The sequence below is a fragment of the Vibrio sp. 970 genome, from assembly GCF_033339075.1.
Map to the genome: position 1 here is coordinate 89,305 of NZ_JAWOTW010000008.1, position 14,529 is coordinate 103,833.

The 14,529-nt window shown below is 44.2% G+C and carries 9 protein-coding genes and 4 tRNA genes; 2 read left to right on the forward strand and 11 right to left on the reverse strand.

Going from position 1 to position 14,529, the window contains the following annotated elements:
• The first annotated feature begins 86 nt into the window (after positions 1-86).
• A complete protein-coding gene (locus R7Q11_RS13635; protein WP_005376814.1) occupies positions 87-599 on the forward strand; it encodes a glycine cleavage system protein R in 513 nt (170 codons plus the stop codon).
• Positions 600-676: 77 nt separating this feature from the next.
• Here R7Q11_RS13635 and nspC read toward each other — a convergent pair whose 3' ends face one another.
• From nspC to uvrY, 10 genes are all read right to left on the reverse strand, one after another.
• Entirely contained in the window at positions 677-1,810 is a 1,134-nt protein-coding gene (nspC, locus tag R7Q11_RS13640; RefSeq protein WP_005386789.1) for a carboxynorspermidine decarboxylase, read from the reverse strand.
• Positions 1,811-1,913: 103 nt separating this feature from the next.
• The gene (locus R7Q11_RS13645; protein ID WP_012841628.1) at positions 1,914-3,158 is read right to left on the reverse strand and encodes a carboxynorspermidine synthase; all 1,245 of its coding nucleotides are present in this window, start codon (positions 3,156-3,158) and stop codon (positions 1,914-1,916) included.
• A gap of 18 nt (positions 3,159-3,176) precedes the next feature.
• Positions 3,177-6,053, reverse strand: coding sequence for a pyridoxal phosphate-dependent class III aminotransferase (locus R7Q11_RS13650; RefSeq protein WP_054730795.1), 2,877 nt, complete (start codon positions 6,051-6,053; stop codon positions 3,177-3,179).
• An 897-nt stretch (positions 6,054-6,950) separates the two neighbouring features.
• Positions 6,951-7,026, reverse strand: a tRNA-Gly gene (locus R7Q11_RS13655).
• Between the two features lie 13 nt (positions 7,027-7,039).
• Positions 7,040-7,126: transfer RNA gene (locus R7Q11_RS13660), tRNA-Leu, on the reverse strand.
• Positions 7,127-7,204: 78 nt separating this feature from the next.
• A tRNA-Gly gene (locus tag R7Q11_RS13665) sits at positions 7,205-7,280 on the reverse strand.
• 37 nt (positions 7,281-7,317) lie between these two features.
• Positions 7,318-7,391: transfer RNA gene (locus tag R7Q11_RS13670), tRNA-Cys, on the reverse strand.
• 462 nt (positions 7,392-7,853) lie between these two features.
• Positions 7,854-8,411 (reverse strand): CDP-diacylglycerol--glycerol-3-phosphate 3-phosphatidyltransferase, encoded by a 558-nt coding sequence (gene pgsA / locus R7Q11_RS13675; RefSeq protein WP_005394805.1) that lies wholly within the window; start codon positions 8,409-8,411, stop codon positions 7,854-7,856.
• Between the two features lie 46 nt (positions 8,412-8,457).
• Complete coding sequence (gene uvrC / locus R7Q11_RS13680) at positions 8,458-10,290, reverse strand: excinuclease ABC subunit UvrC (RefSeq protein WP_080960110.1); 1,833 nt, start codon at positions 10,288-10,290, stop codon at positions 8,458-8,460.
• Between the two features lies 1 nt (position 10,291).
• On the reverse strand, positions 10,292-10,936 hold the full coding sequence (gene uvrY, locus R7Q11_RS13685; protein ID WP_005386783.1) for a UvrY/SirA/GacA family response regulator transcription factor: 645 nt from the start codon (positions 10,934-10,936) through the stop codon (positions 10,292-10,294).
• Positions 10,937-11,363: 427 nt separating this feature from the next.
• Here uvrY and R7Q11_RS13690 point away from each other — a divergent pair, with 427 nt between their 5' ends.
• Positions 11,364-13,727 (forward strand): DNA polymerase II, encoded by a 2,364-nt coding sequence (locus R7Q11_RS13690; RefSeq protein WP_206949233.1) that lies wholly within the window; start codon positions 11,364-11,366, stop codon positions 13,725-13,727.
• Here R7Q11_RS13690 and R7Q11_RS13695 read toward each other — a convergent pair.
• Positions 13,724-14,491, reverse strand: a complete 768-nt coding sequence (locus R7Q11_RS13695; protein WP_025767268.1) for a nucleotidyltransferase — start codon at positions 14,489-14,491, stop codon at positions 13,724-13,726. The genes R7Q11_RS13690 and R7Q11_RS13695 overlap by 4 nt on opposite strands.
• Positions 14,492-14,529 lie beyond the last annotated feature (38 nt).

Genomic DNA, 14,529 nt, shown 5'->3' on the forward strand with positions numbered 1-14,529 from the left:
ACACTAAATAAAAGGATTTATTCCAATAACTTAAGTAGCACGTTTATTCGTACTGCGTCCAAACCTTGATTCTAGGAGGGGACATTATGAACACCGTATTTATTGTTAATTTTGTCGGACAAGCGTCACCCGCCACGATTAAAGAGCTCGCTGCAATCACACACGAAAACGGCGGGAAATGGCTGATCAGCAAAGTAAACTTTATCGAAGACCAAGTTGCAGGTGTCATCAAAGTAGAGCTTCCAAGAGAAAATGCCGACATCGTTAAACAGGCGTTCTCTTCTTGTCAGACTCTTGTTGTTAGGTTCGTCGACTCTGAACCTCATTCATATCGTGAAGACACTATCTTCCAACTTCGTTTAGATGCCAACGATAGAGCGGGTATTGTGAATGAAATTACTCACGTTCTCGATAATCAAGGTATCTCAATTTTAGATATGGATTGTCAGCGTGTATTCATTGCTGGAGGCGGAGGGGTAAGCTCTAGCTTATTCAGCGCTAAAATGGCGATAAAACTACCTAGCGAGCTAGAAATTGAAGACATAGCCAATGAGTTAGAATCTCTGAGTGAAGACACTCGTGTAATTGTAGAAAGCTAACTGCATACCTTTAACGCTTCCCCAATAAAAAGAGCAGCAATTCAGCTGCTCTTTGTCGTTCTAATACTCAATACGTTTTATTTCACTGACCACTGAGACAGTGAACGTTTGAAATCAGAGTAGTCAAATTCATTCAGTTTTTGAATGTCACCATTCGAGCGTTCACAGTAGACCGACGGCATACGTAGACCGTTAAACCAGTTTAGTTTCACCATGGTGTAACCGGCACTATCTAGAATATGCAGACGCTGTCCTATCTCTAGAGGCTGTTCGAAGTTCGCCACGCAGAACTGGTCACCAGCCAAACAAGAGCACGAGCCGATCACATACTCATGTTCACCATTTTCAGATGCTTCAAGGATTGACGCTGGCTCATTGTAGATCAACGTATCTAAGCGGTGAGCTTCTGTGGCCGAATCGACAATCGCCGTCTTCTTTACGTTCTCTACAATATCAACCACTGTTACAACGAGATCAGTGGTCTTAGTAATTATCGCTTCACCCGGCTCTAAATACATTTGTACGCCGTGTTTCTCTGAGAACGCTTTAAGTGCTAACCCCAACTTCTCGATATCGTACCCCGGCCATGTGAAAAACACGCCGCCACCCATGCTTACCCAGTCCAGCTTATCTAGGTACTCGCCAAACTGAGCTGAAATAGCATCGAGTAAGCCGATAAACGCATCCACGTCTTTGTTCTCACAGTTCATGTGGAACATTACGCCATCAATACCATCAAAAATTTCCGGTTTGATGTGATCAGCCTGAACCCCAAGACGAGAGAATTGACGCGCTGGGTTTGCTAAGTCTTGCCCTGCATAGCTCACACCTGGGTTTAGGCGCAAGCCAATCGATGCTTTACCTTCGACAATATGACGATAAGCCGCTAGCTGTGACTGAGAGTTAAAGATCATCTTGTCACAGATGTCCGCCACATCGCGAACGTCATCTTCGCTGTAACCCACACTGTATGCGTGTGTCTCACCACCGAACGTTTCGTAGCCAAGCTTCACTTCAAACGGGCCAGAACTTGTTGTTCCGTCTAGGTAAGGCTTGATGATGTCGAATACACCCCATGTTGAGAAGCACTTCAGTGCTAATACAAGCTTCACACCAGAGATGTCTTTTAGCTGTTTTGCTTTCTCTAGATTCTCAATCAGCTTATCTTCATTGATCATGAAGTATGGCGTTTTTAGTTCGTTTTGTTGCATTTTGATACCTTACGTCCCTTCGCCTTAGCAAAGACACTATAAAATCGAACAAAGCCGACGCAAGTGCATCGGCTTAAACGTACAAATAAGAGTCGCTAAATTCTTACTTCAATTTATGGATAACAGGTTGTCCTGGCTCCAGTTCTTGAACATGCCAATCTAGACCAATAGATGGCATGGTTTCTAGGAATGGGTCAGGATCTAGCTGCTCCATGTTGAACACGCCTTTGTCTGCCCATTTGCCACGGAAGAACTGCAAAGCAGCAGTGATCGCAGGTACGCCAGTGGTGTATGAGATAGCTTGGTGTTCAACATCTTCGTATGCGACTTCGTGATCAGCGTTGTTGTAAATAAATACACTGCGCTCTTTACCATCTTTCTTACCTTGAACCCAAGTACCGATACACGTTAGGCCAGTGTAGCCTGGTGCGAGAGATGTTGGATCTGGTAGTAGTGCTTTTAGCACGTGCAAAGGTTGAACAACCGTACCGTCGTGAAGCGTTAGTGGATCTGGGCTGAGTAGACCGATGTCGCGCATCACATTGAAGTAGTTTAGGTAACGGTCACCAAAGCCCATCCAGAATTCGATGCGTTTCGCCGGGATGAACTCTTGCATAGATCGAACTTCGTCGTGCGCCATTGAGTACACTTTGTGTGAGCCACAATTCGGGAATTCGAACTCAAGCATACGTGAGTGACAAGGTACTTGTTTCCACTCGCCGTTTTCCCAGTAGAACGAATCGCCTTGAATCTCAAGCATGTTCGTTTCTGGATCAAAGTTAGTTGCGAACTTCTTACCGTGGTCGCCTGCGTTTACATCCATTACGTCGATAGTATCGATTTCATCGAACAGATGCTTCACTGCGTATGCGGCAAACACCGATACTACGCCCGGATCGAAACCAGCGCCAAGAATACCTGTAATGCCCGCTTCTTCAAACTTCTCACGGTAGCCCCACTGCCAATCGTAAGCTTGAGGTACTTGTTGGCCTTCAGAGCACAAGTCAACCGCAACAGATGTATCAAGGTATGACACTTTAGCTTGGTAACATGCTTCCATAATAGACATGTTCACCCAAGGAGGACCTGCGTTGATCACTAAGTCAGGTTGTACTTCTTTAATTAAAGCAACTAAAGAATCTACGTCGTCCGCGTTTACCGCTCGCGCTTCTAATTTCTTAGTTGAATCTTTCAGATTGTTTTTCTTCTGAATCGATTCGATGATTTTCTCACACTTACCTACGGTACGTGATGCGATTGTGATATCACCCAGAACGTCGTTGTTTTGTGCTGCTTTATGTGCAACTACCCAGCCAACGCCGCCTGCACCAATCTGTAGAATTGCCATAGTTTTCCGTTACCTTTGTTAAACTAGCTCTGCCGCTAGCGTATTGATTTTTGAGAGCAAAGATTCAAAGTCCGCCGTCGTCAGACACGGGTTCAAAATCGTAAATTTCAATGCAGTTTTATCGTCGACAATGGTTTCACCCAATACCGCGATACCGCGTGTTAACGCTTCTAAGCGCAACGTTTTGTTCAGTTCATCCAGATCCGCTGATTCATGTGTCGCGCGGAACAGAACCGTAGATAGTGATGGTTCAGCCAACAACTCAAAGTGTTTGTTATCTCGAATCATGTCCGCCACTTCAAGCGTCTGTTCAAGCAAATGATCATACATATCGCCTAGGGCTTTTGGCCCTACGCTTTGCATCGTCATAAACACTTTGAGCGCATCAAAGCGCTTAGTTGTCGCAATAGACTTATCCACCAAGTTCGGTAGTTCGTCGTGTTCGCGGTTCAAATAGTCTGCATGGTGAAGCAGGAATTTAAAGTTAGACTTGTCATTTACCAATAGCGCACCACAACTGATGGTTTGGTAAAACAGCTTATGGAAGTCTACGCTGATGGAATGTGCACGCTCACAACCTTTCAGACGCGCTTTTTGGCTACTTAGAATCAGAGCTCCACCGTATGCACCGTCGACGTGCATCCACATGTCATGTCTCGCTGCCATATCGGCGATAAAGTCTAAGTCATCAATAGCACCGTGGTCCGTTGTACCCGCTGTACCAACAATGGCAAATGGGATCAAACCTTCTGCTTTGGCCTGATTGAGAACTTCGTCTAATTTAGTGACATCCATCGTTCCATCGGCATTAGCATCGACGGTCATGACCGCTTTTTCACCCAATCCCATCCAAGACGCTGATTTTTGAACCGTGAAGTGGGATTTTTTCGAACATACAATACGTAGCTTGTCTGCGTATTCAGGAAGGCCAAGCTTTTGAATTGAGTGTGCACTGAGTTTGTCAACAATCCAATCTCGCGCAAGCATCAAACCCATTTGGTTACTTTGCGTGCCGCCGCTCGTGAAGATACCGTCCGCTTTTTCACCTAACTCATATTTATCGCATAGCCAGTTCACAACTTTCTGTTCAACATAAGTCGCTGATGAAGCTTGATCCCATGAGTCCATCGACTGGTTCAAAGCCGCAATCATTGCCTCTGCCGCAATCGCTGGCATCAACGGTGGAGTATGTAGGTGAGCAATACAATCTGGATGTTGAGTAAAAATTGCGTTTTTCGCGACCAGCTCAGCAGCATCGTCGATAACGGTTTTAAGAGGCGCATTTCCATTATCAAGATCAACGTCGTGAATCGCTGCTTCCAATGCTTTTGGATCCATACCTGAATACGGTGCAGTCACTTGTTCAAACACTGACTTCATTGCCGTAGTAGTGTGATTCATCACCGAAGCAAATTCATTGCTGCCCATCTCTCCAGTGTGGATGAAATGCTTCTTCCATTCATCTTGTGGCTGAGTTTCGATGTGACTACCGCCAGCGGCTAAAATCGCGTCTTCAAATACACGTAAAGCAAAGTCGATTTGCTCAAACGAGATGATAAGAGGAGGAAGGAAACGAATTACTGCGCCTTCGCGTCCACCTTTTTCAACGATCAAGCCACGCTCGAGTGCTGCGCGTTGAATAGAAAGTGTGAGTTCACTATCCGCTTGAGGTTCACCAAATTTATTGAGCTCACCGTCTGGATTTTTAATCTCCACGCCTAGCATCAAACCTTTGCCACGAACCTCTGCGATACAGTTTACACGCTTTTGAATACTCTCAAGGCCGTAACGCAGGTACTGACCCGCAATATTGGCATGCTCAACAAGGTTATCACGCTGGATAATTTCTAATGCTTTCGCACCAGAGACCATAGCTAGCTGGTTACCACGAAATGTACCTGTGTGCTCGCCCGGCTTCCATGTATCATGTTGCTTGTTGATAACCAATAGCGACATTGGTAAGCCACCACCAATTGCTTTTGATAAACACAGAATATCTGGAACAATGCCCGACTCTTCGAACGCGAAATTGTAGCCAGTTTTACCAATACCACACTGGATCTCATCGAAGATCAGTAAGATACCGTGTTCATCACAAATACGACGTAACTCTCGTAGCCAGAATGCTGGCGCAGGAACAACACCACCCTCACCTTGCACTGGCTCCACGATAATCGCGGCAGGCTTCATAATGCCTGACTCATCATCGTTTAAAAGACGATCGATATAGCGAATACTTGCTTTCGCACCTTCATCACCGCCAAGCCCAAAAGGACAACGCAGGTTGTATGGGAAAGGCATAAAGTGCACATCCGACATCAAACCAGTTCGACGCGCTTTCGTGCCTAAGTTACCCATCATCCCCATCGTACCATTAGTCATACCATGGTATGCGCCACGGAAGGCAAACATAGTGTTGCGACCGGTAGTCTGTTTCGCGAGCTTGATAGCAGCTTCAACCGCATCAGCTCCAGACGGGCCACAAAATTGGATAACGCTGTTCTCGCTTAACTCTTGAGGAAGAAAAGACTTAACAGATTGAATAAACGTCGTTTTTGCTGATGTTGCAATATCTAGCGTCTGATATGGCAGTCCTGAATCTAATTGCTCTTTCAGCGCTTGGTTTATTTCAGGATGGTTATACCCCAAAGCTAGAGTGCCTGCCCCCGCAAGGCAGTCTAGAAAGATCTGTCCACGCGTATCTTCAACCAAGCACCCAAAGGCTTGTTTAATTGCGATCGGCAAACGACGTGGATAAGAACGTACTTCAGATTCATGCTCAGCCTGATCAATCAATACTTGATCTGGCGTTAAGTCATACGTTCCCTCAACGATAGGAACCTGAGACGAAAAAATGTTTGCGATATTGCTATCGACTTCAAAGGCAGTGCTCATACTACATAATCCCTTGAATTATAATAATTCTGTATCCTGTATTAATAATCATTAGAATGAAATTACAGGAGGTGTGAATACCCCTCCGCATTTGTCAGTGCATAAATGACAAATACAGATCATCCGCCACGATACTCGCGACTTTATATGTAAAAGGGATTAATCAAGGTTCTGTAATGCACCCGTTTTGTAAAACAGGACATTTCGGCAGTATGAAGCTGATTAGTGTGTGTTTATTCAAAGGTTTCAATGTTGGGTTTCCCATTAATATGCCGCGTTTACAGCATTAGTATCCCGTCTATCGACAAAAGGCTTTGCCGATACCTACCCTACGCAGTGTCACAATCAGCTTGAATGGTCACTACGCGTATCCCCCAGAGATCAAACGTTGTTAATTACGCTCCGAGATTGCGCGCGAATTTATCACAAAATAAAATCTTCTGGCAACGATTTTTCATATTAGTAACAGTGATGTAAATCACAACAAAACATACCCCATTGCAACTCACATGTTCATATTCATGAGCTATGCTTTTCTGCTTCTCTCAAACAGCTGTTATTTAAACAAATATTCTTGAGATATCATCACCTCATCCAACAGAGGTTTAAGGTTGTGCTGCTTAATCGTAAAACATTCCTTTCTATATCCGGAACATTTAAAAAGATAGCATTCTCGTCACAGCTTTGCCTGGAGCAAGAGTGGTTATTCTCCACAAGTGATGGTTTAAACATAGACTAGTAGGAATGGCTAAGATGCATTGCAATGGCAGAATGAACAATCACTTGAGTCAATGAGACAAAGGGTTCGTTACTTAACGAAGTCTGTGACAGAAAAGAAGTTTGAGATTTTCAAAAAATACGAAAAAGGCCTAACATTTTCATGTTAGGCCTTAAATCTGGAGCGACACACGAGGTTCGAACTCGTGACCTCAACCTTGGCAAGGTTGCGCTCTACCAACTGAGCTAGTGTCGCATTTAATATGAGATGGTGCCCCGGGCCGGACTTGAACCGGCACAACGCGAACGTCGAGGGATTTTAAATCCCTTGTGTCTACCAATTCCACCACCAGGGCACACAAATATTCTTTGTGATGCCTTTACAGAAAAGTAAAACACCATCTGATACCGCTAAATGCCATATCAATAAAATTTGGAGCGACACACGAGGTTCGAACTCGTGACCTCAACCTTGGCAAGGTTGCGCTCTACCAACTGAGCTAGTGTCGCATTTATTCTCGAAAGCCATTCACTCTCAAAAGAATAATGGAGGCGCCTCCCGGAGTCGAACCGAGGTCCACGGATTTGCAATCCGCTGCATAGCCACTCTGCCAAGGCGCCTCATTTGTGAATAAAGCTAAGCTTTTTCACCACCCTTTCGAGCCGTGCTCTCTTGGGTACGGGATGCATTCTACGGATTCGAGCGATCGAGTCAACACTATTTTTATTTTTTTAAATCGTTTGACTAGAATTTGTGCGAAAGACGATGGATTGCTTAGTTTTAATACTAAAAATCGCTTAAATACACTTGTTTATCATAAAACTTTGGCTACGCCTTACACTGCTGGCCGTGCGTTGCGTGCATTGAAGTATTAATAATCAGAAGACTCGCCTCTCTAAGACTCTCCAAGGACAAAAACAAGACTTAGATCACAAATAGAACTCTATCGAAGCAAAAGCCCCAGATACAAATTGCAAACATGGCCGTTAGCAAGCATTGAAAAGCGAGAGAAGCCAAAAAATGCTGTAGATTGTCTTAGTACAAAAAAGCAGGCTATTAAGCCTGCTTTCTAACATCAGAATTTAATGGTGCTCTTCATTCAACAGATCGTCTTTCGCAGCAGCCAAATATTGAATCATTGACCAATATGTCAAGAAAGTTGCCACATACAAGGCCGCAAAGCCTAGCCAAACCATCCATTCATCGTAACGCCATATCAACACCCATAAGGCGAACATTTGCGAAACAGTTTTTACTTTGCCAACCCAAGATACCGCAACACTCGCTCGCTTACCGATTTCAGCCATCCATTCTCGCAATGCTGAGATAATGATTTCTCGCGCAATCATCGTTACCGCAGGAATGGTCACCCAAATTGAATGATAATGTTCCGTGATTAGAATCAATGCCGTTGCCACTAGCACTTTATCAGCGACAGGATCAATAAACGCGCCAAAACGAGAAGTTTGGCCAAGTTTACGGGCCAACATGCCGTCAAGCCAGTCAGTAAAACCCGCTACCCAAAACACCATTGCTGCTGCAAACGGTGCCCATGAATAAGGTAGATAAAAGACAACCACAAAAACAGGGATTAGGAACAGTCTAAGAAGAGACAGAATGTTCGGGATATTCAAACGCATTTTATTATTCTCTTACACATTGCGGCTTAATGTTGCGCGATTTTCCTTATTGTTTCAATGCTTGGAAAATAATTTCTGCTAAAGAGTGACTTATTCCCGGTACTTTGGCGATTTCTTCGACACTTGCACGTTTAAGTTCTTGTAACCCACCCATGTACTTGAGTAACGCCTGACGTCGTTTAGGGCCGATTCCCTCAATCCCTTCGAGTGCACTCGTACGTCTGGTTTTACCTCGCTTAGCACGGTGCCCCGCTATAGCATGGTTATGGCTTTCATCACGAATATGTTGGATAAGGTGCAGCGCAGGAGCATCGCTTGGTAAATGAAACTCCTCCCCATCGACTGTAATCAGCGTTTCTAAACCTGGTTTGCGAGTAACGCCTTTTGCAATACCAATCATGATGGGACGCTTTGGCCAATCCCCCCAATATTGCGAAATGATGTCATGCGCACGATTTAACTGACCTTTACCGCCATCGATAAAGATGATGTCGGGAATTTTCTCTACGTCCAATTGCTTCGAATAACGGCGCTCCAACGCTTGTCCCATTGCTGCGTAATCATCACCACCGGTAATCCCAGTAATGTTGTAGCGACGATACTCTTGCTTTACGGGGCCTTCGTTGTTGAACACCACGCATGACGCAATCGTGCTTTCCCCCATCGTATGGGAGATATCAAAACATTCCATTCGAGCTATAGACTCCAACTTCAATGTTTCGCGAAGCGCATGAAAACGCTGATTAATTGTCATCTTGTGATTGATTTTGGTGGTAATCGCCGTTAGTGCATTCGTGTTCGAAAGCTTGAGATACCTTGCTCGAGAGCCAGTTGGCGACGTATGAAAATGAACCTTACGGCCTGCCACTTCACTTAACGCTTTCTGTATTGGCGCAATATCTTCTGCCAACTCTTGATTCAAAATAATACGAGAAGGAATTGTACGTGCTTCGTTATGGCTCAAATAATATTGAGTCAGAAAACTATCGAACACTTCCTGCTGGCTTGTATTTTGTGGGATTTTCGGAAAATGGCTACGGCTACCAAGCACTTTGCCTTGGCGTATCATCAGGATATGGATACACGCGATACCATTCTCCTGAGCAAACCCGAGTACATCCATATCATCCATGCTGTCTTCTGAGACGTACTGCTGCTCTTGAACACGCCTAATCGCTTGGATTTGATCGCGAAATTTAGCGGCATCTTCAAAGCGCAATTGCTGACTGGCAACTTCCATTTTCTCGATCAGTTGTTTGAGTACTTGCTGATCTTTGCCTTGCAAAAACATGCGCACAAAGCCAACCAACTCTGCATATTCTTCATCAGAAATGATGGTATTAACGCATGGTCCTGCACAACGACCAATTTGGTACATCAAACATGGGCGCGTTCGGTTGGAATAGACAGTGTCTTCACACTGGCGCACAGGAAATATCTTTTGCAGCAAATGCAATGTTTCTCTTACTGCACCAGAATCTGGGTAGGGGCCAAAATATTCACCTTTGCGCTTCTTGGCGCCACGGTGGATAGAAAGCCGTGGGTGCTTATGACCGCTAATAAAGATATAAGGGTAAGACTTATCATCTCGCAGCAACACATTGTATTTCGGCAAATACTGCTTGATGTAGTTATGCTCTAAGATCAGCGCTTCTGTCTCAGTGTGAGTCACCGTGACGTCTATTTTGGCGATATTACTGACAAGCGCGCGAGTTTTCTCACTGTCTACTTTTTTCCGAAAGTAGCTTGAAAGGCGCTTTTTAAGGTCTTTGGCTTTACCTACGTAGATTACAACAGCTTCGGCGTTGTACATTCTGTAAACGCCGGGCTGATTAGTTACTGTCTTGAGAAAGGAAGCCGAATCGAAGGGAGGATTCACGCTAAAGGGTCTCGGTGTCCAGCATTCCGTGGCGAATCGCTAAGTGAGTTAACTCAACGTCACCATTAATGTCCAATTTACTAAAGAGTCGGTAGCGATAGCTGTTGACTGTCTTTGGACTTAAATTAAGTTGCTCAGAAATATCCGTTACCTTTTGGCCTTTGGTGATCATAAGCATGATCTGCAATTCACGCTCGGATAAGTCTTTAAAAGGGTTCTCAGAGGCTGGAGAAAATTGACTCAATGCCATCTGCTGCGCAATCTCTGGCGAGATGTAACGCTGCCCACTATTAACTACACGAATCGCATTCACCATTTCGTCAGGGCCAGCACCTTTGGTTAAATAACCAGACGCACCTGCCTGCATCACCTTGGTTGGAAACGGGTTTTCTGTATGAACGGTAAGTACGATGATTTTCACATCAGGATTCACGCGAAGAATTTTTTTAGTGGCTTCCAAGCCGCCAATTCCTGGCATGTTCATGTCCATTAAAACGACGTCAGCATGATTACTGCGACACCATTTTACTGCATCTTCACCGCTGTCAGCTTCTCCTGCTACGTTCATTCCACGGACGTCTTCAATAATACGTCGTATCCCTGTGCGAACCAGCTCGTGATCATCTACAAGGAAAACATTTATCAAACTTGTATCTCCACACTTTGTATTGGTTCTGCACCCACATAACCATTACTTGTTAAATGTGGATATCAGTATGACTGCCTATATACTAACGTAATCGACAAAAAATTGCTTTCTATGAATATGTGCTGAAACGCAAACTTTAGCAAGAACTTATTCATAAACCACTCTATTATTTTAGAGCGTGATGAGCAGAACCGAAATCTAAGAAAAGACAATTAACAACATTAAGTACAATAAATCAAGTAACTAGGTTTCATATTGCCCAGAGAAACACGCTATAACTTAAAATGACACTGTCCCTCTTGCACCAAAGACTAACTTGTAATCACTAATTCCAGCAAAAATTTGAGACGCTTTCTTTACTGGTTATTTTTACAGTTCTTAGTGTTAAACTAACGTTCTTCAAGTTTTCTAAGGTTTCTCACATTTGAATATTCAACAAGGCTTCCTGCTAACTCGACAGGCACGAGACATCAAAGGTCAAACTCAAATCGAGCTGTGGCTTTCGACAGAAGCAGGTCCTACTCAGTTACTTATTAATGGTGAGAAGCCAGTATTTTTCATCGCTCAGAAACACTCAGAGCAAGCAAAGACACTCGCACGAGAAAAAAACATATTCGTCGACATCCGCCTTTTGGATCTCAAAACGTTTGAACATACGCCTCTTGCTGCCTGCTATACCAATGTAACCAGAGACGCTCTCGCACTCAAAGACACATTCGCTCAAAAAGATATCACTACGTATGAAAGTGATATTCGCCTCGCCGATCGCTACCTAATGGAGCGTTTTATCAAAGGCAGTATCGAGTTTACAGGCAATGTGACTCGCACCAATGGCTACCAACGCGTCCAAAGCGCAAAATGCCGTGCGGGGCAATATGAGCCGAAGTTAAACGTTGTCTCGTTAGATCTAGAATGCTCTGAGAAAGGCATTCTTTACTCAATCGGATTAGACAGCGTCATGGATTCCCGCGTTATCATGATCGGAGAACCAGAACCTTCGGAGACACCGATACAATGGGTTAAGGATGAAAAAGCGCTTCTAGAAGCACTCATCGTTTGGTTTAAACAATTCGACCCCGATGTCATTGTCGGTTGGAACGTCATTGATTTTGACTTTCGTCTGCTACACAAACGAGCAGAATGGCACAACATGAAGCTAATGCTTGGTAGAGCAGACCAAGCCAGCTTTTTCAGAAGTTCATCTCAAAGCCAACAAGGGTTTATTTCCATTCCAGGGCGAGTTGTAATGGACGGTATCGATACGTTAAAAACGGCGACTTATCACTTTCGATCTTGGTCATTAGAGTCTGTATCTCAAGAACTCTTAGGGGAAGGGAAAGAAATCCACAACGTTCATGACCGCATGGATGAGATCAATCGTATGTACCGCTCCGACAAACCATCGCTGGCTAAATATAATTTACAAGACTGCGTGTTAGTGAATAAGATTTTCAATCACACTCACCTGCTCGACTTTGCAATAGAGCGCTCTCGTCTCACTGGTGTCGAACTGGATCGTGTCGGCGGTTCGGTTGCAGCATTCACAAACCTATACATGCCTCAGATACACCGAGCAGGCTACGTTGCTCCGAACCTACACCCTGAAAATTGGATTGCCAGCCCCGGCGGTTACGTGATGGACTCCATCCCTAACCTATATGATTCTGTTTTAGTATTGGATTTTAAGAGTCTATATCCATCGATTATTCGCTCTTTCTTGATTGATCCTATGGGTTTAGTTGAGGGGTTATTGCTCGATATTGGAAAAGAAGAAAATCAGGCTGTACCTGGCTTTCGCGGTGGGAAGTTCCATCGTACGAAACACTTTTTACCAGAAATGATTGAAAAGCTTTGGGCAGCACGTGATGTGGCAAAGAAGAACAATGAAAAAGCTTTTTCTCAGGCAATCAAAATCATCATGAACTCCTTTTATGGCGTACTGGGCTCATCGGGATGTCGTTTCTTTGATACTCGGTTAGCTTCTAGTATTACCATGCGCGGACATGAAATCATGAAGCAAACTAAGGTGCTGATTGAGGAGCAAGGATATCAAGTGATTTACGGCGATACGGATTCCACATTCGTGTCGTTGAATCGACCATACAGTCAAGTAGAAGCTGACGCTGTTGGAAATCAATTAGTTGATTACATCAACTCTTGGTGGAAAGAACACCTGCGTTCTGAGTACAACCTAACATCTATGTTGGAAATCGAGTATGAAACCCATTATCGCAGATTCCTTATGCCAACGATTCGTGGCGCAGAAACTGGCTCGAAAAAGCGCTATGCGGGTTTAATCGGTGAAGGAGAGCAAGAAAGGATTGTATTTAAAGGGTTAGAAAGTGCCCGTACTGACTGGACCTCGTTAGCACAGAAATTTCAAAATACACTCTATAGCATGATTTTCCATGGTGAAGATCCAAGCGACTATGTCCGAGAGATGGTTGAGAAAACTAACAACGGTGAATTTGATGAACAGTTGGTGTATCAAAAGCGACTGCGCAGAAAACTGCATGAGTATCAGAAGAACGTCCCGCCACAAGTGCGTGCAGCTCGTTTAGCGGATGAGATAAATGCCAAGCTTGGCCGCCCATTACAGTATCAAAACAAAGGACGAATTGAATACATTATTACCGTGAACGGTCCTGAACCTTATGAGTACCTCAATAGCCCGATTGATTATCAACATTACATTGATAAACAACTCAAACCCGTTGCAGATGCGATTCTCCCTTTCATTGGGACGGATTTTGACAGGCTTTCAGCGCCACAAATGGGGTTGTTTTAGCCGATACGAAACTCTGTTTTCTGGTACTGTTTGACTAACCAATCACCAAACGCATCAATTAGCCCGATAACAGAACGCTTGGGAATACCCCGGCCAGAAAGTAAAATTTCTAGCCGCTCGATCTCAAGCTGCTTTTCAGGATGATAAGTTAAGAATACCTTGCCACATTGTATAGGGTCATCAAACCAACGTTTATCTCGATACATCACCAAAGAGTATGACGCTCTTAGTAACTTTTTAGCAATCACTCGCTGGGCGGCCACCTGCTCTTCTATCGTCTTCGCTTGTACGATTTTTTTGCGATACACCGTAATCCAATCTTCCACATCCATATTCCAGTGCTTAGCAATTTCCCAACTTGGGACGTAATCACCGAAGCAGTCTGCTAGATCATCACCATAAACACAGACACAGCAATGCTTAAGCATAAAGCCCCAAGTAAAAATACTATCTAAATTAGCCACTTCGCTCACTAAGGCTGTACGGACCGATACACCATTAACGTGAGGGTAACTCTGCTGCGCACGCCACTTAATTGTGTTGAGCAAAGTCGCGCGATTGTGCTCAAAGGATGATTGAGTAACGACAACCAGGTCTAAGTTCGACCTCTCAACGATCGCTGTTTTGCGAGCAACACTACCGTATACATAAACGCTGTGTAAGTTTTGCCCCAGTCCACCTTTGAGACAAGCGGTGACTTCCCTAATTAAAGGCGCAAACTCTGGTTGAAATGGTTGTTTAGGATCGATAACAGGCAGAGACATGACTTAAAACGTGTTCTCAGATGGTTCAAGAAGTTGGG

Excerpts from the sequence above, each read along its gene's own strand:
- pgsA (WP_005394805.1), bottom strand. The coding sequence starts at position 8,411 with ATGCGTTTGAATATCCCGAACATTCTGTCTCTTCTTAGACTGTTCCTA.
- R7Q11_RS13650 (WP_054730795.1), bottom strand. The coding sequence starts at position 6,053 with ATGAGCACTGCCTTTGAAGTCGATAGCAATATCGCAAACATTTTTTCG.
- R7Q11_RS13635 (WP_005376814.1), top strand. The coding sequence starts at position 87 with ATGAACACCGTATTTATTGTTAATTTTGTCGGACAAGCGTCACCCGCC.
- R7Q11_RS13695 (WP_025767268.1), bottom strand. The coding sequence starts at position 14,491 with ATGTCTCTGCCTGTTATCGATCCTAAACAACCATTTCAACCAGAGTTT.
- nspC (WP_005386789.1), bottom strand. The coding sequence starts at position 1,810 with ATGCAACAAAACGAACTAAAAACGCCATACTTCATGATCAATGAAGAT.
- R7Q11_RS13645 (WP_012841628.1), bottom strand. The coding sequence starts at position 3,158 with ATGGCAATTCTACAGATTGGTGCAGGCGGCGTTGGCTGGGTAGTTGCA.